The sequence below is a fragment of the Streptomyces sp. NPDC107500 genome, assembly GCF_055582785.1.
Genome location: NZ_JBVJPF010000001.1, coordinates 693,259 through 714,684, shown reverse-complemented (window position 1 = coordinate 714,684; position 21,426 = coordinate 693,259). Strand labels below are relative to the sequence as shown.

The window sequence follows — 21,426 nt, the reverse complement described above, 5'->3', positions numbered from 1 at the left end:
GCACCACTCCCACCTCCACGGAAGGCCACCACCATGCGTCCGACCTCCACCCGCACCCGGCTCGCCACCGTCTCCGCGCTGACCGCCCTCGGCGCCTTCGCCTCCCTGGGCACGGCGACGGCCGCCGACCCCTCGCTGAACGGCGAGTGGGCCCCCTTCACCCGCTGCCCCGTCGACGCCCCGGCGATGCTGGCCGCCGACGGCGTCGAGAAGACCCCGCAGTGCGTGGTGTCCACCTCCGCCAGCGGCTCCATCAAACTGGGCAACACCACGGTGGTCACGGGCCGGACCAACCTGCAGATCGGCGTCGTGCAGAACGCGGACGGCTCCAGCGCGGTCGTCGCCCCGGCATCCGGCGCGCTCGTCGCCGAGCCCGCCTCGGTGCCCGGGGGACTGCTCGGCCTGATGTGTCCGAGCGACATCTTCGTGATCACCGGCATCTGCGAGTCGCTGGAGAACTCCAGCCTCAACAAGATCACCGCGACCATGGAGTCCGTCGGCGCGCCCTACGCGTTCGACCAGACCGCGGGTGTCCTCACGGACATGCCGATCGTCGCCCTGCCGGTCCGCATCCACCTGGAGAACCCGCTGCTCGGCGACAAGTGCTACATCGGGTCCGCCGCCAAACCGATCGTCCTGCGGCCGGAGAACCGCAACTTCCCGGACTTCGGGATGTCCTTCTTCAAGGGCGACGGCACCGTGGACGAGGCCGGCGAGATGAGCCGGATCAACCTCACCGGCGCCACCCAGAACGACAGCACCTTCGCGGTGCCCGGCGCCACCGGCTGCGGCCTGAACGTCGGCCTGATCAACGCGGCGGTCAACGCGAAGACCGGACTGCCCTCCGCCGCCGGGAACAACAGCCTGACCCTCGCCAACACGCAGACCCACCTCACCGGCCTCAACGCGCCCGGGACCGTCGTCCCCGACGCCGGCCGGGTACTGGCCGAGAACTGGCACTCCGCCGTCAAGTAACGGCCACGGGCCCACACAACAGTGGCACGATTACTCCCCAAGAGATGTACATCACATCGAAGTTGATTTACCGTCGGCTAGCCAAGCCGGTGAACGCCTGGTGGACCGGCCAGGTTCCACCCCACGCGAAACGGAACCCGGCCGGCCATCCCACCGGACATGTCGCAGAGCAAGGGAATACTCATGCCCTCCATCGCGCGTCCTTCGGTGCTCGGTGAACCGCTCGACCCGCTGCCCAAGAAGTTCGCGGCCTTCATGCGGCCGCTGCTCCCGGGGCTGCTGAACGAGATACGCATCGAGGTCACCCGCAGCTACCCGGTGTACGGCAGGCTGCTCAACGGCCCGGACGGGGACGCGATCCGGCAGGGGGTCGAGCAGGCGCTGACCGCCTTCGTGGATCGGGTCGACAACCCCGGCAGCAGCTCGGAGGTGCGGGACGAGCTGCTGCGCAGGTTCGGCAGGGTGGAGGCGTACGAGGGCCGCGACCTGGAGGTCCTTCAGGGTGCCTACCGGCTCGGCGCCCGCATCGCACTGCGCCGGGCCAAGACCCTGGGACGGCAGTACAGCCTCTCCCCCGCGCTGATCCTCGCCTTCGCCGACGCCCTCTTCGCCTACGTCGAGGAGCTGGAGGCGATCACCCGCGAGGGGTACGCGGAGGTGCGGGAGCGGGCGGCCTCGGAGGAGTCCGCGTTACGAAGACAGTTACTGCACTTCCTGCTGACCGCCTCGCCGCTGCCCCGGACGACCATCTCGGAACTGTGCAAGGCCGCGGCCTGGGAGCTGCCCCGGTCGTGCTTCCTCGTCGCCCTGCACCATCCGGCGCCGGAACACCTCCAGTCGGCACTCGACCGGGACGTCCTCGCCGACCTGGACATTCCGCAGCCGCACCTGCTCGTCCCCGGGGACCTCACCCCCGCCCGCCTCGACATGCTCCGTACGGCGCTGGACGGCACCCGCGCCGCGCTCGGCCTGACCGTACCGGTCGCGCAGGCCGCCGACTCCGTCCGCTGGGCCCGCCGTGTGCTCCAGCTCGTTGACGACGATGTCATCCCCGACGGTCCGCTGATCCGCTGCGAGGACCACCTGACGACGCTGTGGCTGCTGTCCGACTCCGCCCTCGTCGACCGGATCGCGGCGCGTGAACTGGCCCCGCTCGACGAGCTGCCCGCCAGACGGCGCGACCGCCTCGTCGAGACCCTCCGCGTCCACGTCTCCACCCGGGCGCCGGCCGAGCAGGTCGGCGAGGTGCTGGGCGTGCACGCCCAGACCGTCCGCTACCGCCTGCGGACACTGGACGCCTACCTCGGCGACCGGCTCGCCGACCCCGACCACCGGTTCGCCATCGAGGTCGCCCTCCGCTCACTGCACCTGCGCGGCCACGACGGCACGGACTGATGCCGCGCCGGGCGAACACCGGGTGTCGCAGATGACCTGCGGGTGAATTCAAACGGCAGACTCAACCAATCCGCGGGCCCTTTCCCCTCCCCGCCGCCACCATGGCCTCCCATGTCACCGTCCTGAGGGGGAGGCGGACGTGAGTCTGTCGTGGGAGTCCGTGGCCGCCGTCCTGGGTCTGACGGTGCCCGTCGTGGCCGCTCTGTGGGAGTTCGTGCTGGCGGGCCGCAAAAGGCTCGGCTACCGCGTCCAGTTGGACACCACCATCCGGGACTCGGCCGCCTCGGGGCCGGAGACGACGGTGCTCCAGCGCATGCAGTGGGACGGGACGAACCTGCGCGACCCCTCGGTCGTGCTGCTGCGGATCGAGAACGCCGGCTGGAGCCCCGTGGTCGCCGGCGACTACGTCGCGCCCGCCAACGACCCCGTGGGCATCAGCATCGCCTTCCCCGGCCGCCGGGTGGTCGGCATGACGGTGACGGAGCGCAGTCCCCAGGTGCCGCCCACCTTCTTCGTCCCGGGAGCCGAGGGGTTCGAGACCACGGGCAGGGTCATCAAGCTGCCCAAGGTGATACTGAACCGCAGGGCGCACTACAAGGTCCTGGCGGTCCTGGACCGTGAAGAGGGCTTCACCGAGCCCGAGTTCCCCGAGCCGGAGGTCACCGCGGGTGTCGTCGGCGGGGTGCGCGGCGGGAACATCAAGAAGACCGCGTACTACCCGTTCGCCTCCCGGCAGGTCCGCTGGCTGCTCGCCTCGCTCATCCTGGTGAGCGCCACCCAGTCCGCGCTCACCTTCGCCGGGGGCGACGACACGGCCGCGCCGCTGGACTGCGCCGCGGGGACGCTGCACCTGTCGGGTTCCACGGCCTTCGCGCCGGTGCTGCGGGAGGCCGCGGAGCAGTACGAGCGGACCTGCCCCCACGCCCGTATCCCGCTGACCGCCAACTCCTTCAAGGGCAGCGTGGACGGTCTCGACACCCTCGCCGCCGCGGGCGCCGACGCCGGACCCACCGACGGCCGGGGGCTGGGGAACAGGCTGTCGTTCAGCGACGGGCCGAAGTCCGACGGCCGTCCGCAGCTGCTCCCCCGACCCGTCGCCCTGTCGCTGTTCACGCTGGTCGTGCACGAGGACGCCGGGGTCCGGGACCTGTCCCTGAAGCAGGTCCGCGACCTCTACGCCGGGCGCGTCACCGACTGGAGCCAGGTCGGGGGCAACGACGTACCCGTCCGCCTGGTCAGCCGGAACCCCGGCTCGGGCACCCGGACCACGCTCGAACAGCAGGTCCTCGGCGGCCGGGCGCTCCCGGCGGTCACCACGGCCGACTGCGCGGGGCTGGCCCCGGACCGGCCGGGCCGCTGCGAGGTGGGCGGCACCGCGACCCTGCTCGACACGGTGGCCTCCACCCCGGGCGCCCTCGGCCACAGCGAGGTCGGCGCCGCCTCGGCGCGCGACGACGTCCGGCAGGTCCGCATCGACGGCTACCCGGCCACCCTGGAGGGCGCCGACGAGGGGGCGTACCCGTACTGGCAGACGGAGATCGCCTACACCTACGGCGAACCGCCGGCCGACTCGATCGCCGCGGGCTTCCTGCGCTACCTCGCCGACGAGGTCGGCAAGGACGTCATCCGCTCCAAGGGCCACCGCCCCTGCGCCGAACTGGACAAGCCCCTGCTCTGCCGCCCGGACGGGGCGTGAGGCGGGGGTGGCACAGTGGGGAGTCCCCGTCCCGGCTCAAGGAAGACTGATCCGTCGATGCGACTGCTGCTCATACGGCACGGCCAGACCCCGTCCAACCTCAAGCACCTGCTGGACACGGCCGCACCCGGTCCCGCGCTGACCCCGCTGGGGCAGGAGCAGGCGGACGCGCTCCCGGAGGCGCTGGCGGCGGAGCGGATCGACGCCCTCTACGCGTCGACGCTGCTGCGCACCCGGCTCACCGCGGCGCCGCTGGCGGCCCGGACGGGTCTCGAGATCCTGGTGCGGGACGGCATCCGGGAGCTGTCCGCCGGCGATCTGGAGATGCGGGGCGACCGGGAGGCCGTCGAGACGTACCTGACCACCGCGCTCGCCTGGTCGGCGGGGGACACCGCGCGCCGCGTGCCGGGCGGGGAGAACGGTGTGGAGGCGCTGGCGCGTTTCGACGCCGTGGTCGAGGAGGCCGCGGCCACCGGGGCCGGGACCGTGGCCATGGTCAGTCACGGCGCCGTGATCCGTACGTGGGCGGCGGCCCGGGCGGAGAACATCGACGCCGGCTTCGCCGCCGCCCACGGGCTGGGGAACACCGGTGTCGTCGTCCTGTCCGGCGCCCCGGACGCGGGGTGGCGCGTCCTGCACTGGGAGGGCCGGCCCGTGGGCCCCGAGGACGGCGGCCCGCGCGAGGGCGGTCCCGCCGGGGAGAGCGTCGGGGACGCCGCCGGCTGACCGCCGGGGCCCCGCGGGCCGGCCGCCGGTCACGACTCCGGGCACTCCTTCCACGCCAGGTGGTAGACGGTGCTGATGTCGCCGTCCGTCGAGTCCATCGTCATGAAGCTCACCTTGGCGGGGTCGGAGGTGCCCGTGCTCACCCGCAGCTCCGTGTTGATGTTGAAGTTGCGCTGCACCCCGCAGGGCGCCCAGACCAGCTGGGCCCAGTCGGTGGTGTCGGTGGCCTGCCAGTTGTCGTTGAGCGGGCCGCCGAAGGGGTGGGTGCGGAACTCCGTGTTCGGGGAGCCCTGGAAGTAGTACGAGGCCCGCTGGGTGCCCTTGGCGCCGGGCTGGAGGGCGGCGAAGCCGCGGTAGTCGGCGCTGGCGACGGCGTAGGTGAAGCCCTGCGGGACGTGGACGAGCAGGTTGAGCTGGCAGTTCTTGCGGAAGTCGGTGGGCGCGGAGTCGCCGCCCGCCTTGGCGAGGTAGTCGCTGTAGGTGACGGTGAAAGCGGTGTTGTCGTCGGAGACGGCGACGGCCGCCGTGCCCTGCGGACAGCCGGAGCCGTTCACCGTGGCGACCTTGATGACGATCTTGTCCGGCGGCGGGTCCTCGAACCCGTCGGAGGGCTGGTGCTGCGCGGGCAGCGCGGAGGTGAGCAGTGCGGCGATGGTGCCGCTCAGGAGCAGGCCCGTGGCCATGGGTCTCCCATCCCGGTCAGTGGGGGGTGGATGTCGTTTAATGCGCTCGCCATCTACACGTGTTCTGCACATGACATTCACGCAACGTCCGCATCGTAGGGACGCCCGCCGGGTGCGGACAGATGCCTCCCCGGCCATTCACACCGGCCGGTTCCCACCCCGTACGCCTGTGACCTAGGGGTTCTCCCAGGCGGCCGGTTCCGCCGCCAGGGCACGGACCGGGTCCGGCAGTGCGTCCGCCGCGAGGTCGGCGATGGTCACGCCCTCCAGGATCCGGCGCACGTTGGCGCGCAGCGCCACCCACAGCGGCAGCAGGGGTCCCGCCGTGCCCGTGTACACCAGCCCCGTCGGCCGCTCCCCGCGCACGGAGACGATCGGGCCGTCCACCGCCCGGATCACGTCGGCCACCGTGATGGCCGACGCCTCACGCGCCAGGCGGTACCCGCCGCCCCCGCCGCGCCGGCTCTCGACGATGCCGCCACGCCGGAGATCGCCGAGGATCCCCTCCAGAAATTTGTGCGGAATGTCCTGGACGGTGGCCACGTCCTCCGCCTTGACCGGCCGGTCGTCCTGCTGGACGGCCAGTTCCAGTACCGCCCGCACCGCGTAGTCCGCACGCGCCGAGATCCTCATACCGACCATTGTGCGGTCCGCTGGAAGAATGGCCGGGCACGGACGGTCCCGCCCACGCGGCAGCACCGGAAGCACGGGAACAGGAGAGGCTCCCTTGGAGCTCAGCAGTCTCAGCAGACGAGCGTTCAGCGCCCTGGCGGGCACCACCGTCCTCGGGCTCGGGCTCGGCGGCAGCGTGAGCGGCGCGGCGCCTGCCGGTCCCCCCGGCCCCGTGCCCACCGGCCCGCCGCCCGGGCCGCCCGGCGCCGACGGGCTGCGCCACCGGGTCGCCCTGGACCGGTACTCCCTGCTGGTGGACGGCAGACGGCTGTCGCTGTGGTCCGGCGAACTGCACCCCTTCCGGCTGCCCAGCCCGTCCCTGTGGCGGGACGTGCTCCAGAAGATGCGGGCGTACGGCCACAACGCGGTCAGCGTCCGCCTCGCCTGGAACCAGCACTCCCCCGCCCCGGGCGCGTACGACTTCACCGGCGTCCGCGACCTCGGCCTGTTCCTGCGGACGGCCGCGGAGAGCAGTCTGTACGTCGTGGTCCACCCCGGCCCGTACATCGGCGCCGACGTGGACGCGGGCGGCCTGCCGGGCTGGCTGGCGGCCACCGGGGCCCGGCCCAGGACCACCGACCCCGCGTACCTGCGCCACGCCGACGAGTGGCTGAGCCGGGTCAACGCGGTCGTCGCCCCGCACCAGTTCACCCGGGGCACCGGCACGGTCCTGCTCTACCGGGCCGACGCCCCCGGGCGCGCCGACCTGACCCACCTGCACGAGCGGATCCGCGCCGACGGCATCGACGTACCCCTGCTGCACGCCGGCACCACCCTCGCCTGGGACGAGGCGGAGCGGACCCGGGACGCCGCCGAGGCGCGGCGGGTGCACCTCGACGGCCTGGCGCGCGGGACCACGCTGCACAACGTCCACATGGCGTACGGCGGCACCTCGTGGGGCTGGCTGCCCGCGCCGTCGGCGCCCGCCCCCACCTACGACCCGGCCGCCGCCATCGACGAGGCACGCCGGCCCACCGCCGAACTCGCCCCGCTCCACCAGCTCGGGCACCTGCTGCGCCACGTCCCCGACTTCACCCGGCTCGACGAGGCTGCGGAGGTCCGGGCCGGGGACGCCCGCGTCCGGGTGCGGCACCTGGCCAACCCGGACACCGGCGCCCACGCCTACGTGCTGCGCAACGACTCCGCCGCCGCCGTCACCTCCACCGTCCCGATGGACGGGACCGACGTCGAGGTGACCGTCCCCGCCCGCGACGCCAAGCTGCTCGCCACCGGCCTCCACCTGGGCGCGGGACGGAAACTGGCGTACGCGACCGTGCAGCCCATGCTGTCCCTGAGCGTGGGGCGGGTGGACGTCGCCGCGTTCGTCGGGCGGGCCGGGGAGATGGCGCACCTGGTGCTGGACTGCCCCTCGGAGCCCTGGCCGACCCGGCTGGACGAGGAGGCCGCCTGGGCGTTCGACCACGGAAAGCTGCACGTGACCGTCCCGCTCAAGGAGGACCGGCTGACCCGGGTGCGGGTGCGCGGCGCCGATTCCGACCGCACCCTGCTGCTCCTCCTCGCCGACGACGCCGCCTCACTGCGGCTGTGGCCGTTCGAGACGCCGTCGGGCCGGGTCCTGGTCCGCGGCCCGGAGCTGCTGCGCGAGGCCGTGCTGGACGGGGACACGATCCGGCTGACCGGTGACACCGTCGACGAGCGCGAGCTGGAGGTGTGGGCGCCGCGCGGCATCAGCCGGGTCACCTGGAACGGCACGGCGGTGCAGGCGTCCTTCGGCCGCGCCCAGAGCCTGATGACGGTGTGGCCGCTGCCCGGCGTGCCCGAGGTGGCGCTGCCGGAACTCGACGGCTGGCGGCGCCGGACCGAGAACCCCGAGTCCGCGCCGGAGTACGGCGACTCGGGGTGGACGGTCGCCGACCGGCGGACCTCGCAGAGCACCACCCCGGTGCCCGGCGGACAGCCGGTGCTCTTCGCCGACGACTACGGCTACCACTACGGCGACGTCTGGTACCGCGCCCGTCTCACCGGGGCCGCCGGTCTGGAGTCGGTGTCCCTGTCCTACGCCACCGGCGCGCGCGGCCTGCTGATGGCGTGGCTGGACGGCGAACCGCTGGGCGTGCACCGTCCGGACGGCGGGGACGACGGGCCGGACACCTGGACCGGCACGGCCGGACTGGGCGTGCCGGCGGGTCTGCGCGCAACCCGGCGGGAGCGCGCCGACGGCGGCGACTCGGCCGTCCTGTCCGTCCTGGTCCGGCGCACCCAGCACGGCCAGGACGACCCGCGGGCGGCCCGCGGACTGACGTCGGCCGCCTTCGAGGGTGCCTCGCCCGACGTGCGCTGGCGGATCCGGGGCGCGGTCGCGCCCGACCCCGTGCGCGGACCGCTCAACCACGGCGGGCTGTACGGGGAACGGCACGGCTGGTACCTGCCGGGGTACGACGACGGCGACTGGGAGAAGGCGTCTCCGGCGGGCCTCCCGCGCGAGGACCGGCGCCAGGGCGTGACCTGGTACCGGACCACGTTCCGGCTGGACGTGCCGCCGGAGGTGGACGCCTCGGTCGGCCTCGTCCTCGACGACGCCCCGGACGGCGACCACCGCGTCCAGGTCTTCCTGAACGGCTGGAACATGGGCGAGTACGCTGCCGGCCGCACCGGCGCGGCACACACCTTCGTCCTGCCGAACGGCATCCTGCGCACCCGGGCCGCCGCCAACACCCTGGCCCTGGCGGTGCTGGCCGACGGCGAGTCGGCACCGGGGCCCGGGACGGTACGGCTGGAGCTGCTGGGCAGCGCGGCCGGAGGGGTACCGGTGAAGCCGGTCGCCTCCCCCGGCCGGCGCCGCGGCTGACCGGGCCGGGGCTCAGCGCAGCCGGATCACGTTCCAGGACAGCGGCTCCAGTACGGCGGTCAGGGTGCCGTCCCGCAGCGCGGTGCCGTCCACCGGGTGCGGGACGACCCGTTCGGGTTCGGCGAGCGTGTTGCGGGCGTCCGGGTCGGCGTCCGCGAGGGCGCTGTGCTCGACGACGTCCGTCAGCTCCAGGGCGCCGAGGGCGACGTCCAGCGGCAGCGGCTCGGTGCGGGAGCGGTTGACGGCGAAGACGGTGACCGAGCCGTCCTCGGCGCGCACGGCCGTCGCGTGCAGCAGGTCGGCCTCGCCGTACTTCGCCGTCCCGTACGTCGGTGAGTCCACCCGCACGTCGAGGACCTCGCCGCGGCCGTACCGCGAGGCCTGGGCGAACGGGAAGAACGTGGTCTGGCGCCAGGCCGGGCCGCCCGGCTCGGTCATGATCGGGGCGATGACGTTGACGAGCTGGGCGAGGCAGGCGACGGCGACGCGGTCGGCGTGCCGGAGCAGGGCGATGAGGAGCGAGCCGAAGACGACCGCGTCCATGACGCTGTAGTTGTCCTCCAGCAGGCGGGGCGCCTCGGGCCAGTCGAGGGCGCTCACCTCGGCCTGCGACTTCGACATGTACCAGACGTTCCACTCGTCGAAGGAGAGGTTGATCCGCTTCTTCGACTTGAGCCGGGCGCCGATGTGGTCGCAGGTGGCGACCACGTTCTCGATGAACGACTCCATGTCCACGGCGGAGGCGAGGAAGGAGTCGACGTCACCGTCGAGCGGCTCGTAGTAGGCGTGCAGGGAGATGTGGTCGACGAGGTCGTACGTCTCCTCCAGGACCGTCGCCTCCCACGCGGCGAAGGTCTCCATGGACTGGCCGGACGAACCGCAGGCGACGAGTTCGACGTCCGGGTCGATCTGGCGCATGGCCCGCGCGGTCTCGGCGGCGAGCCGCCCGTACTCCTGGGCGGTCTTGTGGCCGGTCTGCCAGGGGCCGTCCATCTCGTTGCCGAGGCACCAGAGCCGGATGCCGAAGGGGCCCTTGTCCCCGTGCTCGGCCCGCAGGTCCGACAGCGTGGTGCCGCCGGGGTGGTTGGCGTACTCCTGGAGTTCCAGCGCCTCGGCCACGCCCCGGGTGCCGAGGTTGACCGCCATCATGGGCTCGGCCTGCGGGCCGGCCTTCCTGAGGAAGGCCATGTACTCGGACAGGCCGAAGCGGTTGGTCTCCGTGGAGCGCCAGGCCAGGTCGAGGCGGCGGGGGCGGTCCTCGGCCGGGCCGACCGAGTCCTCCCACTTGTAGCCGGAGACGAAGTTGCCGCCGGGGTAGCGGACGGCGGTGACGCCGAGTTCCCGGACGAGGTCCAGTACGTCCCGGCGCAGCCCGTCGGCGTCCGCGGCGGGGTGTCCGGGTTCGAAGATGCCGGTGTACACGCAGCGGCCGAGGTGCTCGACGAAGGAGCCGAAGAGGCGGGGGTCGACCTCACCGATGGTGAAGGCGGGGTCGAGGGTGAAGCGGGCGGTTCGCATGGTGTCCTTTCGAAAGGAGGCTCCGGCTACTGGCCGGCGAGGCCCGTGTGGGCCACGCCCGCGACGATCTGGCGCTGGAAGAAGACGAAGACGATGATCAGGGGGAGGCCCGCCATCAGGCCGCCGGCCATGAGCTGGGCCCACTGGATGCCGTAGGAGTTCATGACGGTCGCGATGCCGTTGGGCATGGTCATCAGGTCGGGGTTGTTGGTGACCATGTACGGCCACAGGAAGTTGTTCCACGAGCTGATGAAGGTGAAGATGGCGACCGCCGCCAGCGAGGGGCGGGACAGCGGCACGATGATGGTGAAGAAGACTCGCCAGCGGCCCGCGCCGTCGATGAAGGCGGCCTCCTCCAGTTCGCGCGGGATGCCCTGGAAGAACTTGTAGAGGATGTAGACCATCGCGGCGGGCGCGCACTGCGGCAGGATCATCCCCCAGTAGGTGTCGACCATCCCCAACTGCTGGACGCTGGTGAAGAGCGGGACGCCGAGGACGGCCGGGGAGATCATGAGGCCGGCCATCACCGCGCCCATCAGGACGCCCTTGCCCCGGAACTCGGTGCGGGCGAAGCCGTAGCCGGCGAGCGCGGAGACCAGCAGCACGACCGTCGTCACGCACACCGACACCACGAGGGAGTTGACGAACCAGTCGGTGATGTTGCCGGTCTCGAAGAGGGCCCGCCACGCCTGGCCCGTCCAGTCCTCGGGCAGCCAGTGGGTCGGCACCTGGACGGCCTCGGTCTCCGACTTGAGCGAGGTGAACAGGGCCCACGCGAGCGGGGCGAGGAACACCGCGGAGACGGCGGTGCCGAGCAGGGTGAGCACGATCTGGCCGGGCGTCCAGGACCTGCGGGGTCCGGTCGGGGTCTGCGTCGCCGCGGTGGTCATCGGCCGCCCTCCTCACGGTTGCGCAGCAGCCACATCCGGGCGAGGGCGACGGCCGCGATGAGCACGAAGAAGATGATGGAGATCGCGGAGGCGTAGCCCACGCGGTAGCTGGTGAAGCCCTGTTCGAGCGTGTACTGCACGAAGGTGCGGGTCGAGTCCTCGGGGCCGGGTCCGAAGTCCTGCATGACGACGGCCTGGTCGAAGACCTGGAGCGAGGCGAGGATCTGGAGGGCGACGACGAGGCCGGTGATGTTGCGCAGCATCGGCAGGGTGATGTGGACCGTGCGGTGCCAGGCGTTCGCGCCGTCCAGCTTGGCGGCCTCGTAGAGGTGCGCGGGGATGCCCTGGAGAGCTGCGAGGTAGAGCAGGAAGCTGAAGCCGACGGTCCACCACAGGGTGGTGATGACGACGGCGAGCATGGCGTACGACTTGTCGGTCAGCCAAGGTGTCTCGAGGCCGAGGACGTGGTTGACCATGCCGTTGCCGGGGTTGAACAGCCACTGCCAGAGGTTGGCGGCGACGGTGGACGGAAGCAGGAACGGCAGGAAGAAGCAGAGCCGCCACAGCCACTTGCCTCGCTCGATGTGGTGGGCGAGCATCGCGAGGAGGAAGGCGAGGACGGTGATGCAGGGCACGACGAGCAGCGTGAAGTACGCGCTGTGGCCGAGCGCGTCCCACATCAGCGGGTCCTGGAGGGCCTCGCGGTAGTTGTCCAGGCCGATGAAGCTCGCCTCGTCGCCCGAGATGTTGGCGTCGGTGAAGCTGAGGTAGAGACCGCGCAGCAGCGGCCAGACCACGAAGAGCGCGAAGAGCGCGAGGAACGGGGCGACGAACCAGCCGCCGTGCTGGAAGCCCTGGCGGCGGCGGGGCGTGGCGCCGGCGACGGCGGTCCTCGTACGCGCCGGGCGGACGATCGTCTCGGCGCCGGTGGCGGTCATGCGGCACCTCCCCGCGCGGCGGTGCCGTCCATGGGGTTCTTCATGGCGAGCAGTTCGGCGAGCGTGCTCCGCATCCGGCGGGCGGCGGCCTCGGGCTTCGCCGAGCCCGTGGTGGAGGAGACGACGACCGGGCCGACGCGCTGGGCGAGGATGCCGGTGGACCCGGCGAACCACACCTTGGGCTCGGTGGCCTGGTGGTCCATCGCCGAGACGTACTCGTTCTGCGGACGCAGCGCGCGGTAGGCGGCCGTGGACAGGGTCGGGGTGTACGCGGGGATGTGGCCGCCGGCCGCCCACTGCCGGGCGTGCTGGACGACGTAGGCGGCGAGGCGGTGCGCGCCCTCGTTGGCGGCGCCCCCGCGGTCCGACTGGTGGGGCAGGACGAAGGCGTGGGACTCGGCGTGGGTGGCCCGCCTGCCGAAGACGGGTGGCAACGGGGTCGCCCCGTAGTCGAGTTCGGCGGCGTCGAAGACCGGCACGGACCAGTTGCCCTCCCAGGCGAAGGGGGCACCGTTGACGAACTGCTCGCCGCCCGCGGTGCCGCCGAATCCGGGGTTGGCGTAGCCGTCGGCGACGTGCTTGCGCAGGAACTCCAGGACCCGGGTGGCCTTGTCGGTGTCGAAGGTGACCTCGGTACGGGCGTCGTCGAACCAGGTGCCGCCGAGCTGGGTGTAGAAGGCGACGAAGAACCACCACTGGAAGTTCTGGTCGCTGTGCCACAGGCCGATGGTCTGAAGGCCCTTCGCCGTGGCCTTCCTGGCCTCCTTCAGCACGTCGAACCACGCCTCGGTGGAGGTGACGGGCACCATCCGGCCGTCCGCGCCGAGCAGGCCCGCCTTCTTGAGGACGTCCCTGCGGTAGAAGCAGAGCTGGACGTGGATGTCGAGCGGCAGGGCGTAGAGCCTGCCGTCGACGACGGCGCGCTTCCACAGCTCGGGGTTGAAGTCCTCTTCCCGCACCCCGTACTTGGCGAGCAGCGCCGGGTCCCAGGGGTCCAGGAGGCGGCCGGGCGAGAAGCCGGTGACGCGGCCCAGGTGCATGACGCCGAGGTCCGGCGCACGGTTGCCGGCCGCCGCCATCGCGAGCTTGGTGTAGAAGGGGCTGCCCCACTGGAGGGTCGAGTCCTTCACGTCGATGCCGGGGTTGTCCCTGCGGAACGCGTCCAGCATGGCGATCATGTTGTAGCCGTCGCCGCCGCTGAAGAGGTTCCAGTAGCGCACGCGGGTGTCCGCTCCGGAGGCGAGTGCGTCGGCCCCGGTGCCGAGCGCCGCGAAGCCGAAGCTGCCCGCGACCGTGAGGCCGCCCGCCGCGGCCAGGAAGTGCCTGCGATCCAGGCCAGGTCGTCCCATGCCCTGCCCTATCTGTTCGACATCTGTCCGACATGGATTGTTCGATATTTCGAATAGCGCTCGTAACTTCGAACGGGACCGTAGGTGTGAAGCGCTTGCGCGTCAATGGTTCGAGCAGGAACTCGGGCCGGTACTCCGGAATCCGGCCCTCCGGACAACGGCACTCGCCTGACGCGGACACGTCCGGCCGCGTAGGCTCGTACGGCCTTGGATGCGGCTGCGAGCGAGAGCGGAGGGACGCGATGGAGTCCGCGGGCGCGGCCACGGGTCCGGCCTCGTTCCTCAGCGCCTTCTACACGTCCTACTGGTGGATCCCCGCCGCGGTCCTGGCCACCGCCCTGGCGATCAAACTGCCGACGATCATCCGGCTCTGGAAGGATCCGCTGCTGCGCGCGGTCGGCGGTCTGCTGCTGCTGGCCTGCGCGGTGTTCGTGTTCGTCGCCCCCTCGACCATCGTCTGGGTCAACCGCGTCACCGGCGTGCCGAACATCTCGGCGCCCTGGGTGTACTCGCTGCTCACCGCGTTCTGCGGCGCCTGCCTGGTGCTGATCATCGCCTGGCGCGACGGAGTCTCCGAAAGCTCGGCCCCGACCCGCCGGGCCACCCGCTGGGTCGTCTCCGTCTACGGCGGGGTGATCGTCGCGCTCTGGGTGCTGTTCGCCCTCGCCGACGTGCCCGTGGAGCGCACCCGGGACCTGGACACCTACTACGCCAACACGCCGTTCATGCGCGAGGAGATCCTCCTCTACCTCCTCGCGCACACCACCGCCGTCCTCATCACCTCACGGCTGATCTGGAACTGGATCCGCACCGGCGGATTCGACGCGTGGCTGCGCCGGGGGCTGCGGTTCCTGGGCGTCGGCTACGCGCTCAACCTGGCCTTCGACGCCGCCAAGCTCACCGCCGTCGTGGCCCGCTGGACCGGCAACGACCTGGACTGGCTCAGCCTGGACGTGGCCCCGGCCCTGGCCTGTCTGTCCGCGGTGTCGATCGCGGTCGGCTTCATCCTGCCGCACGCCGGCCAGTACCTGCGCGAGCGGCGGCGGATCCGGCTGGCCCACCGCGAACTGCGGCCGCTGTACCGGCTGATGCGCTCCGTGCACGGCTCCGGGGTGCCGTTCGTCCTGCGGGCCAGCCCCGAACTGCGCCTGACCCGCCGCGAGACCTTCATCCGCGACGTCCTGCTCCCGCTGGCCCGCCGCACCGACGAACGGCTGGGCGCGCGCTCGTACCGCGCCGCCCTCGGACTCGGGTTCGCCCCGGAGCGGGCGAAGGCGCTCGCCGCGGCCGTGGTGGTCCTCGACGCGGTCGACGCCCGTCCCGGCACGGACGACGGCGGCAGCGGCAGCAGCGAGGACGGCGGTGGCGAACCCGACACCACGGACCTCCTGAGCGGGATCGGGGCCGTCTCCCGCGCCCTCGGCCACCCCGAGGTGCTCCGAGAGGTCCGGGCGCGCGCGATGGCACCGGGGGACACCATGGCGGTCACCGAGTGACCGAGACGGACCTGGAACTGGCCCGGACGGCCCACGTCTTGGCATATTGCACTGGTGACCGAGCAGCAGCCGGGGAAACGGGGAGACAGCGGTGCGTACCAGGAAGGAGATGCGTCGCCTCGCTGACGCCCTCATCGACCCCATCCGGGTTCCCGTGCCGGCGGATCCCGAGGTGCTGTTCGAGGCGCTCGTCGCGTCCGTGAGCGCGTGGCGGGGCCGCGAGGTGGTCGTGCACCGGGCGGCTTTCCCGCCGCACACCGCGAGCGGGCTCTGGCTGGAGCGGGAGCACCACGACGACATCGTGGTGGACGAACGCGCCGCGGTGTGGCACCAGATCGTCATCCTCTGCCACGAGGTGTGGCACATGAGCCGGCGGCGGACGGAGGCGGACGGTGCCCCGGACGGCCTGCCCCGGCCGGTCGCCGCGCGCACCGACTTCTCCCTGGCCGAGGAGCAGGAGGCGGACCGCTTCGGCATGCTGATGGGCGGCCGGCTGCGCACCTGGCTGGAGGCCTCCACCGACTCCGTCTTCGCGGCGGAGGGCGACGGACCGGAGGACCCGCCCGACCTCGCCGGACGCATCGGCGCCGCGCTCAACTACCGCGGGACGACCAGATGAACGGGCTGATCAACTACGTCAGCTGCGGAGTGCTGTGGCTCTGCCTGGTGGTCAAGGCGCCCGACCTGCTGCGGCACCGGCGCGATCCGTATCTGGGCGCCATCTGCGCGGTCCTGGGGCTCGCCGGGCTCTGCTTCCTGCTCGGCGCGCCGCCGACGGTCGGCGCCGTCAACCGGCTCAGCGGGGTGCCCAACCTCGCGGCACCGCTCACCTACGCGGCCATCACCGGGTACTGCGCCGCCTCCCAGGTCCTCATCGTGCGCTGGCGGGGCGGGCCCCGGGTGGACAGGACGGTGCGCCGGTGGACGCTCGCCTACGCCGCCGTGGTCCTCGGCATCGGGGGGCTGTTCGCGCTGGGCGACGCGCCCGTGGAGCGCCGTACCGACCTGGACACCTACTACGCGACGACCCCGTTCATCGCCCAGATGATCGTGCTGTACCTGGTCGCGCACCTCACCGCGGTCACCGTCACGACCTTCTCGGCGCTGCGCTGGGCGCGGCGGGTGCGGGGCGGGCTGCGCGCGGGCCTGACGCTCCTGGGCGCCGGTGCGCTGTGCGGCGCCGGGTACAGCACGGCCAAGCTCGTCGCGGTGGGCGCGCGATGGTCCGGGCGGGACTGGTCGGCGCTGGGCACCACCGTCTCCCCGGCCGCCGCCGGGCTCGGCGCCCTGCTGACGGTCGTCGGCGTGCTCGTCCCGCTGGTGGCGCCCCGGGTGACCGAGTGGCGGCGGGCGGGGCGGACGTACGCCCGGCTCGGGCCGCTGGAGCGGGTGCTGGACGACCTGCTCACCCGGCGGGCGCTGCGGCTGCCCCGGCCCCGGTTCGCCTCGCCCGCCACCCGCCTGATGTGGCGCCAGACCAGCATCCACAACGCGCTCGGCCATCTGGACGCCTATCTCGACCGGGACCTGTACGACCGGACCCGCGCCGGGGTACTGGCGGCGACGGACGACCCGGAACGGGCCGAGGCCGCCGCCTGGGCCGCGGTGATCACCGAGGCGGTGCGGCGCGAGGCGGATCCGGCGCGGGCCGTCGCTGCGACGGCGGACGGCGGCTCTTCCCCCGGCGCGTTCCCCGGCTCCCCCGTCGGCCCTCCCCTCGGCCCGGCGCCGGGCCCGGACGCCCTCGGCCGGATCGCCGACGTGCTGGCCGTCGCCGCGCCGGCGCCGGCCCTGGCCGCCGTGCCGAGCGGTACGACCACGGCGGGAACCGCGTGAATCAAACCCCGCACGAGAGGAGTTGTCCGGCATGAGTCTCGTCGTGTACCTGGCGGCGCTGGTGTTCGGCATGACCTCCGTGCTGCTGTTCCGGCGGCCGCGCACGGCCATGCGCAACCCGCTGACGCTGTCCACCTGCGTGGCGATCGTCCTCGGCGCCCTGGTCTTCGTGTGCGCCGCGCCGGCCACCCTCGCCACCGTCAACGAACTCACCGGCGTCCCCAACTTCGGGGCCCCGCTGACCTACGGGATGCTCTCCGCGTACAGCTGCGCCGTGCTGGTGCTGCTGATCAACTGGCGGGGCGGGCCCCGGGCGCGGGTGCGGCGCATGGTGCTGAGCACCATGGCCGCCTACGGGCTGCTGGTGGTCGTCATCGTGGTGCTGTTCCTGCTCGCCGACGCGGACACCGAGCGGCTGACCGACCTCGACACGTACTACGCGGGTACGCCCTTCATGCGGGAGATGATCCTGCTGTACCTGCTGGGGCACAGCGCGGCGATGCTGGTGATGTGCGCGGTCTGCGTCAAGTGGGGCCGCGAGGTGGGCGGCCTGCTGCGGGCCGGGCTGCGGCTGATCCTGCTGGGCGCGGCGCTGGACGTGGTGGGGTTCCAGCTGACCAAGTACACGGCGGTGGTGGCCCGCTGGACGGGGCACGACCTCGACTTCCTCTCCACCTCGGTGGCCCCGCCGATGGCCTCGCTGGCCGCGCTGCTGTGCTCGGCCGGGTTCGTGCTGCCCAGGCTGCTGCCGCCCGTGGTCGCCCACTGGCGGGGGCTGGACGACTACCGGCGGCTGGATCCGCTGTGGTCGCTGGTGCGTTCGGTGTCCACCGCCCCCAAGCCTCCGGCGAACTGGTGGCAGCTCCCGCAGGCCCGGCTCCAGTGGCGCGAGGTGTCCATCCACGACGCCCTGCTCACGCTGGCGCCGTACTTCGACCACCGGGTCCGCGAGCGGGTGCGGGACACCGCCCTGCGCGCGGGCCGCTCCCCCCACCAGGCCCGGCTGGCGGCGGAGGCCGCCATGCTCACCGACGCGGCGCGCCGGGCCGCCGCGCGCGAGGAACCGCCGCAGGGCGCCGCCACCTACCGGCTGCACGCCACCGAAGTGCCCGGCCCGAGCGGGCTGGTGGAGCTGGCGCAGGCGCTGCCGCACCCGCCCGGGCGGGCCACCGCGGCCGACGGCGCGGCACCGTCCGCCATGACCGGAACCCTGACCGAACCCGAGGAGCCCCATGTCGCGTAGAGCTGTCGTCGTCGGTGCCGGTCTGGCCGGCATGCTGGCCGCGGCCGTGCTGGCCGCCGCCGGTGTGGACGAGGTGATCGTGCTGGACCGCGACGAGCTGCCCGAGGGGCCGCACCAGCGCCGGGGGCTGCCGCAGGGGCGGCACGCGCACCTGCTGATGACCGGCGGGCTCGCGGCCATGGAGGAGATCGTGCCGGGGGTGAGCCTGGGCAAGCGGCTGCTGGCCGCCGGGGCCCACGAGATATCCCTCAGCTCGGGCATGCTGGCCCTCACCCCGGAGGGCTGGCTGCGCCGGTGGCGGCGCGAGGGGCCCGTCATGCTCACCTGCACCCGGGCGCTGGTGGACTGGACGGTGCGGGCCGCGGTACTGGAACAGGCGCGGGTCGAGATCCGCAGGGCCGCGGTGGTCGGGCTGACCGGGTCCGCGGAGCGGGTGCGCGGGGTGCGGATCGCGGCGCCCGGCGGGGACACGGACCTCGACGCCGACCTGGTCGTCGACGCGAGCGGACGCGGCACCCGGGTGCTCGGCTGGCTGGAGGGCCTCGGGCTGTCCGGCGTCCGGACGCGGACCGTGGACTCGGGGCTGGTCAACGCCTCGCGGGAGTACCGGGTACCGGCCGGGGCGGAGCGGTTTCCGCTGACCATCGTGCAGGCCAACCCGTACGTGGGCCGGCCGGCCCGGAGCGCGATGGTCATGCCGGTGGAGGGCGACCGCTGGCTGGTGAGTTGCGGCGGCTCGCGCGGCGGTGAGCCGCCGGCCGACCCGGAGGGGTTCCTGCGGTACACGCTCGATCTGCCGGACCCCCTCGTGGGGCGGCTGATCTCGGGCGCGGAACCGCTCACGGACGTCCATCTGAGCCGTTCCACCAGCAATGTGCGCCGCTACCTGGAGAAGGCGCCGGTCTGGCCGGAGCGCTTCGTGGTCCTCGGTGACGCGCTCGGCACCTTCAACCCGGCCTACGGGCAGGGCATGTCGGTGGCCGCGTTCGGCGCGCGCGTCCTCGGCCGCGAACTGGACCGGACCGGCGGCGTCGACGCGCCCGGTCTCGCCCGGCGGGTGCTGCGGGGCGCGGCCCGTTCGGTGGACGCGGCGTGGTCGATGGCCGTCGGCCAGGATGTCCTCTATCCCGGGGTGCGCGGCGGGCGGCCCGGCGCCACCGACCGGGTGGTGACGGCGTACACCCGGCGCATGACGAGGGCCGCCACCGGCTCCTTCGCGGCGGCCTCGGCGATCTGGGACGTCACGAGCATGCGCACCCCTCCGACCCGCATGTTCCGCCCCGACGCCGCTCTGGCCGCCCTGACGGGCTCGCCGCTGCCCCCGCTGTCCGGCCCGCCCCTGACCCCGGAGGAACGCCGGGTACTGGGCGCGCTGGACCGCACGGGGGCCTGACGGCCCTTCAGCCGATCCCGGCGGGAGCCCGGTTCAGCCCGCGAACGCCGGCTGCGGCAGACCCCGGCCCGCGTCCGGGACCACCAGGAGGGAACCCGCGAGCGGAGGCGGCGCCGGCAGGCCCACGCGGGCCGTGGTGAGGTACAGGTCGGTCAGGCCGGGGCCGCCGAAGGCGCAGGCGGTGACGCGCGGGACGGGCAGCGGGAGCACGCGGTCGAGGGCGCCGGACGGAGTGTAGCGGCGTACCGCGCCGCCGTCCCACAGGGCGACCCAGACGCCGCCGTCGGCGTCGACGCACAGACCGTCGGGGAAACCCGCGCCGTCCTCGATCACGGCCAGCGGACGGCGGCCCGTGATCCGGCCGTCGGCGGGGTCGGTGTCGAAGACGTCGATGCGCCGGGTCGGGGTGTCGACGTAGTACATCAGCCGCCCGTCGGGGCTCCAGCCGGTGCCGTTGCTCACCGTCACGTCGTCCAGCACGACCTCGGCCGTGCCGGCCCCGGAGAACCGGGTCAGCGTGCCGCCGCCGGCCGCCTCGTCGTAGCGCATGGTGCCCGCCCAGAGGCTGCCGTCGGGGGCGACGGCGGCGTCGTTGGCGCGGCGGCCGGGAACGGCCTCGCGGTGCAGCCAGCGGAAGGCGCCGTCGGGATCGAGCAGCCCGATCCCGTCGCGCAGGTTGAGGACGAGCCCGCCGCCCGCGCGCGGTTTCACGGCGCCCACGTGCTGGTCGGTGCGGCGCACGGTGCGCCGCCCGGTGGCCGGGTCGTAGGTGTGGACACGGGAGTTCAGGATGTCGATCCACAGGAGCCGGCCGGTCGCCGGGTCCCAGGTGGGCCCCTCGCCGAGGGCCGCCTCCGCCCGGACGGCCACCTCGTACGCCGTACCGCCGGCCGTCACGCCGCCCCCCGGTGTCCGAGCCGCTCGGACAGCTCGGCGGCGCCCTTGACGGCCAGCTCCTCCAGCTCGCCGAGGCGCTCCTCGCTCCAGCGGATCATGGGCACGGAGATCGACAGCGCGGCGACGACCCGGCCCGTGCGGTCGCGCACCGGGGCGGCCACGCAGGAGACGTCCGGGTTGGACTCGCGGCTCTCCACCGCCGTGCCGCGCTCGCGGACGGCGGCGAGGGCCTCGCGCAGGGCGGCCGGGTCGGTGATGCTGTTCGGGGTCATCGCGGTCAGCCCGGTGCCGTCGGGGAAGCGCGCGGCGACCTCCGGCTCGGGCAGCGAGGCCAGCAGCATCTTGCCGACGGACGTGCAGTGGGCGGGCAGCCGTCGTCCGGCCGCGGACACCATGCGCACCGCGTGCGTGGAGTCGACCTTGGCGATGTAGATGACGTCGGTGTCCTCCAGGATCGCCACGTGCACGGTCTCGTCGCAGGTCTCGGCGACGCTCCGGGCGACCTGCTGGCCCTCGGCGGCGAGGTCGAGGTGCTCGGCGTAGCGGGCGCCGAGCTGGTACGGGCGCACGCCCAGCCGGTACCGTCCGGGCTGCCCGGCGACCGGGACGATGTACTTGCGGGCGGCGAGCGTGGTGACCAGCTCGTGCACGGTGGTCCGGGGCAGCTGGAGCCGGCGCACGATGTCGGGGGCGGAGAGCGTGCCGTCCCCGTCGAGGAAGAGCTCCAGTATGTCGAGAGCCCGGGTCACGGCGGGTACGAGACGTCCCATGTCCGGCCCCCTCCCTAAGTGTGTTCGAGATTTCAACAAGCGGTCGTAATCGCGAACACAGGCTACTCATATCGTGTTTGCCGGGGCAATGGCCCTGCGTCGCCGCGCATGATCCGCGACGGGCGCCGCGCATGGTCCAC

The 21,426-nt window shown here is 73.1% G+C and carries 18 protein-coding genes; 10 read left to right on the top strand and 8 right to left on the bottom strand.

The genetic code is table 11. From position 1 onward, the window contains the following. The first annotated feature begins 33 nt into the window (after nt 1-33). From ACZ67M_RS03070 to ACZ67M_RS03055, 4 genes are all read left to right on the top strand, one after another. Nucleotides 34-975 carry a hypothetical protein gene (locus ACZ67M_RS03070; RefSeq protein WP_361355095.1) on the top strand — a complete coding sequence of 314 codons (942 nt, stop codon included), beginning with the start codon at nt 34-36 and terminating at the stop codon, nt 973-975. Nucleotides 976-1,158: 183 nt separating this feature from the next. Continuing rightward, complete coding sequence (locus ACZ67M_RS03065) at nt 1,159-2,370, top strand: PucR-like N-terminal domain-containing protein (RefSeq protein WP_361355092.1); 1,212 nt, start codon at nt 1,159-1,161, stop codon at nt 2,368-2,370. Nucleotides 2,371-2,509: 139 nt separating this feature from the next. Continuing rightward, nucleotides 2,510-4,066 carry a substrate-binding domain-containing protein gene (locus ACZ67M_RS03060; RefSeq protein ID WP_361355089.1) on the top strand — a complete coding sequence of 519 codons (1,557 nt, stop codon included), beginning with the start codon at nt 2,510-2,512 and terminating at the stop codon, nt 4,064-4,066. Between the two features lie 57 nt (nt 4,067-4,123). Continuing rightward, a complete protein-coding gene (locus ACZ67M_RS03055) occupies nt 4,124-4,792 on the top strand; it encodes a histidine phosphatase family protein (RefSeq protein WP_361355086.1) in 669 nt (222 codons plus the stop codon). 29 nt (nt 4,793-4,821) lie between these two features. Here the strand turns inward: ACZ67M_RS03055 and ACZ67M_RS03050 are convergent, their stop codons facing one another. Next, nucleotides 4,822-5,475, bottom strand: a complete 654-nt coding sequence (locus tag ACZ67M_RS03050) for a DUF4360 domain-containing protein (protein WP_361355083.1) — start codon at nt 5,473-5,475, stop codon at nt 4,822-4,824. 174 nt (nt 5,476-5,649) lie between these two features. Further along, nucleotides 5,650-6,108 carry an RrF2 family transcriptional regulator gene (locus tag ACZ67M_RS03045; RefSeq protein ID WP_122620561.1) on the bottom strand — a complete coding sequence of 153 codons (459 nt, stop codon included), beginning with the start codon at nt 6,106-6,108 and terminating at the stop codon, nt 5,650-5,652. Nucleotides 6,109-6,202: 94 nt separating this feature from the next. Between ACZ67M_RS03045 and ACZ67M_RS03040 the strand changes: the two genes are divergently transcribed. Beyond that, nucleotides 6,203-8,956 (top strand): beta-galactosidase, encoded by a 2,754-nt coding sequence (locus ACZ67M_RS03040; RefSeq protein WP_469849339.1) that lies wholly within the window; start codon nt 6,203-6,205, stop codon nt 8,954-8,956. A gap of 12 nt (nt 8,957-8,968) precedes the next feature. On the opposite strand, the gene arfA is transcribed toward ACZ67M_RS03040, so the two are convergent. From arfA to ACZ67M_RS03020, 4 genes are read right to left on the bottom strand one after another with little or no spacing between them, the layout of a single operon-like run. Then, nucleotides 8,969-10,474 (bottom strand): arabinosylfuranosidase ArfA, encoded by a 1,506-nt coding sequence (gene arfA, locus ACZ67M_RS03035; RefSeq protein ID WP_469849337.1) that lies wholly within the window; start codon nt 10,472-10,474, stop codon nt 8,969-8,971. Between the two features lie 26 nt (nt 10,475-10,500). Further along, the gene (locus ACZ67M_RS03030) at nt 10,501-11,364 is read right to left on the bottom strand and encodes a carbohydrate ABC transporter permease (protein WP_361355074.1); all 864 of its coding nucleotides are present in this window, start codon (nt 11,362-11,364) and stop codon (nt 10,501-10,503) included. Continuing rightward, complete coding sequence (locus ACZ67M_RS03025; RefSeq protein WP_361355071.1) at nt 11,361-12,302, bottom strand: carbohydrate ABC transporter permease; 942 nt, start codon at nt 12,300-12,302, stop codon at nt 11,361-11,363. The genes ACZ67M_RS03030 and ACZ67M_RS03025 overlap by 4 nt, the downstream gene beginning before the upstream one ends. Continuing rightward, a complete protein-coding gene (locus ACZ67M_RS03020) occupies nt 12,299-13,651 on the bottom strand; it encodes an extracellular solute-binding protein (protein WP_392008712.1) in 1,353 nt (450 codons plus the stop codon). The genes ACZ67M_RS03025 and ACZ67M_RS03020 overlap by 4 nt, the downstream gene beginning before the upstream one ends. A 242-nt stretch (nt 13,652-13,893) precedes the next feature. Between ACZ67M_RS03020 and ACZ67M_RS03015 the strand changes: the two genes are divergently transcribed. From ACZ67M_RS03015 to ACZ67M_RS02995, 5 genes are all read left to right on the top strand, one after another. Further along, nucleotides 13,894-15,147: an MAB_1171c family putative transporter gene (locus tag ACZ67M_RS03015; protein WP_392100620.1), complete on the top strand. Its 1,254-nt coding sequence runs from the start codon at nt 13,894-13,896 to the stop codon at nt 15,145-15,147. 109 nt (nt 15,148-15,256) lie between these two features. Then, nucleotides 15,257-15,766, top strand: a complete 510-nt coding sequence (locus tag ACZ67M_RS03010; RefSeq protein WP_241000071.1) for a toxin — start codon at nt 15,257-15,259, stop codon at nt 15,764-15,766. Next, nucleotides 15,763-16,983, top strand: coding sequence for an MAB_1171c family putative transporter (locus ACZ67M_RS03005; RefSeq protein ID WP_392100624.1), 1,221 nt, complete (start codon nt 15,763-15,765; stop codon nt 16,981-16,983). The genes ACZ67M_RS03010 and ACZ67M_RS03005 overlap by 4 nt, the downstream gene beginning before the upstream one ends. A 31-nt stretch (nt 16,984-17,014) precedes the next feature. Next, nucleotides 17,015-18,226 (top strand): MAB_1171c family putative transporter, encoded by a 1,212-nt coding sequence (locus ACZ67M_RS03000; protein ID WP_469849333.1) that lies wholly within the window; start codon nt 17,015-17,017, stop codon nt 18,224-18,226. After that, nucleotides 18,216-19,619, top strand: coding sequence for an NAD(P)/FAD-dependent oxidoreductase (locus tag ACZ67M_RS02995; protein WP_392008702.1), 1,404 nt, complete (start codon nt 18,216-18,218; stop codon nt 19,617-19,619). Before ACZ67M_RS03000 ends, ACZ67M_RS02995 begins: the two co-directional genes overlap by 11 nt. A 33-nt stretch (nt 19,620-19,652) precedes the next feature. Here ACZ67M_RS02995 and ACZ67M_RS02990 read toward each other — a convergent pair whose 3' ends face one another. Beyond that, nucleotides 19,653-20,516, bottom strand: a complete 864-nt coding sequence (locus tag ACZ67M_RS02990) for an SMP-30/gluconolactonase/LRE family protein (RefSeq protein WP_392008699.1) — start codon at nt 20,514-20,516, stop codon at nt 19,653-19,655. Then, nucleotides 20,513-21,286 carry an IclR family transcriptional regulator gene (locus ACZ67M_RS02985; protein WP_361355049.1) on the bottom strand — a complete coding sequence of 258 codons (774 nt, stop codon included), beginning with the start codon at nt 21,284-21,286 and terminating at the stop codon, nt 20,513-20,515. The genes ACZ67M_RS02990 and ACZ67M_RS02985 overlap by 4 nt, the downstream gene beginning before the upstream one ends. Between the last annotated feature and the right edge of the window lie 140 nt (nt 21,287-21,426).

Bases quoted from the DNA above. Each gene is read 5' to 3' on its own strand.
- ACZ67M_RS03070 (WP_361355095.1), top strand. From the start codon at position 34: ATGCGTCCGACCTCCACCCGCACCCGGCTCGCCACCGTCTCCGCGCTG.
- ACZ67M_RS03065 (WP_361355092.1), top strand. From the start codon at position 1,159: ATGCCCTCCATCGCGCGTCCTTCGGTGCTCGGTGAACCGCTCGACCCG.
- ACZ67M_RS03055 (WP_361355086.1), top strand. From the start codon at position 4,124: ATGCGACTGCTGCTCATACGGCACGGCCAGACCCCGTCCAACCTCAAG.
- ACZ67M_RS03050 (WP_361355083.1), bottom strand. From the start codon at position 5,475: ATGGCCACGGGCCTGCTCCTGAGCGGCACCATCGCCGCACTGCTCACC.
- ACZ67M_RS03045 (WP_122620561.1), bottom strand. From the start codon at position 6,108: ATGAGGATCTCGGCGCGTGCGGACTACGCGGTGCGGGCGGTACTGGAA.
- arfA (WP_469849337.1), bottom strand. From the start codon at position 10,474: ATGCGAACCGCCCGCTTCACCCTCGACCCCGCCTTCACCATCGGTGAG.
- ACZ67M_RS03030 (WP_361355074.1), bottom strand. From the start codon at position 11,364: ATGACCACCGCGGCGACGCAGACCCCGACCGGACCCCGCAGGTCCTGG.
- ACZ67M_RS03025 (WP_361355071.1), bottom strand. From the start codon at position 12,302: ATGACCGCCACCGGCGCCGAGACGATCGTCCGCCCGGCGCGTACGAGG.
- ACZ67M_RS03020 (WP_392008712.1), bottom strand. From the start codon at position 13,651: ATGGGACGACCTGGCCTGGATCGCAGGCACTTCCTGGCCGCGGCGGGC.
- ACZ67M_RS03015 (WP_392100620.1), top strand. From the start codon at position 13,894: ATGGAGTCCGCGGGCGCGGCCACGGGTCCGGCCTCGTTCCTCAGCGCC.
- ACZ67M_RS03010 (WP_241000071.1), top strand. From the start codon at position 15,257: ATGCGTCGCCTCGCTGACGCCCTCATCGACCCCATCCGGGTTCCCGTG.
- ACZ67M_RS03005 (WP_392100624.1), top strand. From the start codon at position 15,763: ATGAACGGGCTGATCAACTACGTCAGCTGCGGAGTGCTGTGGCTCTGC.
- ACZ67M_RS03000 (WP_469849333.1), top strand. From the start codon at position 17,015: ATGAGTCTCGTCGTGTACCTGGCGGCGCTGGTGTTCGGCATGACCTCC.
- ACZ67M_RS02995 (WP_392008702.1), top strand. From the start codon at position 18,216: ATGTCGCGTAGAGCTGTCGTCGTCGGTGCCGGTCTGGCCGGCATGCTG.
- ACZ67M_RS02985 (WP_361355049.1), bottom strand. From the start codon at position 21,286: ATGGGACGTCTCGTACCCGCCGTGACCCGGGCTCTCGACATACTGGAG.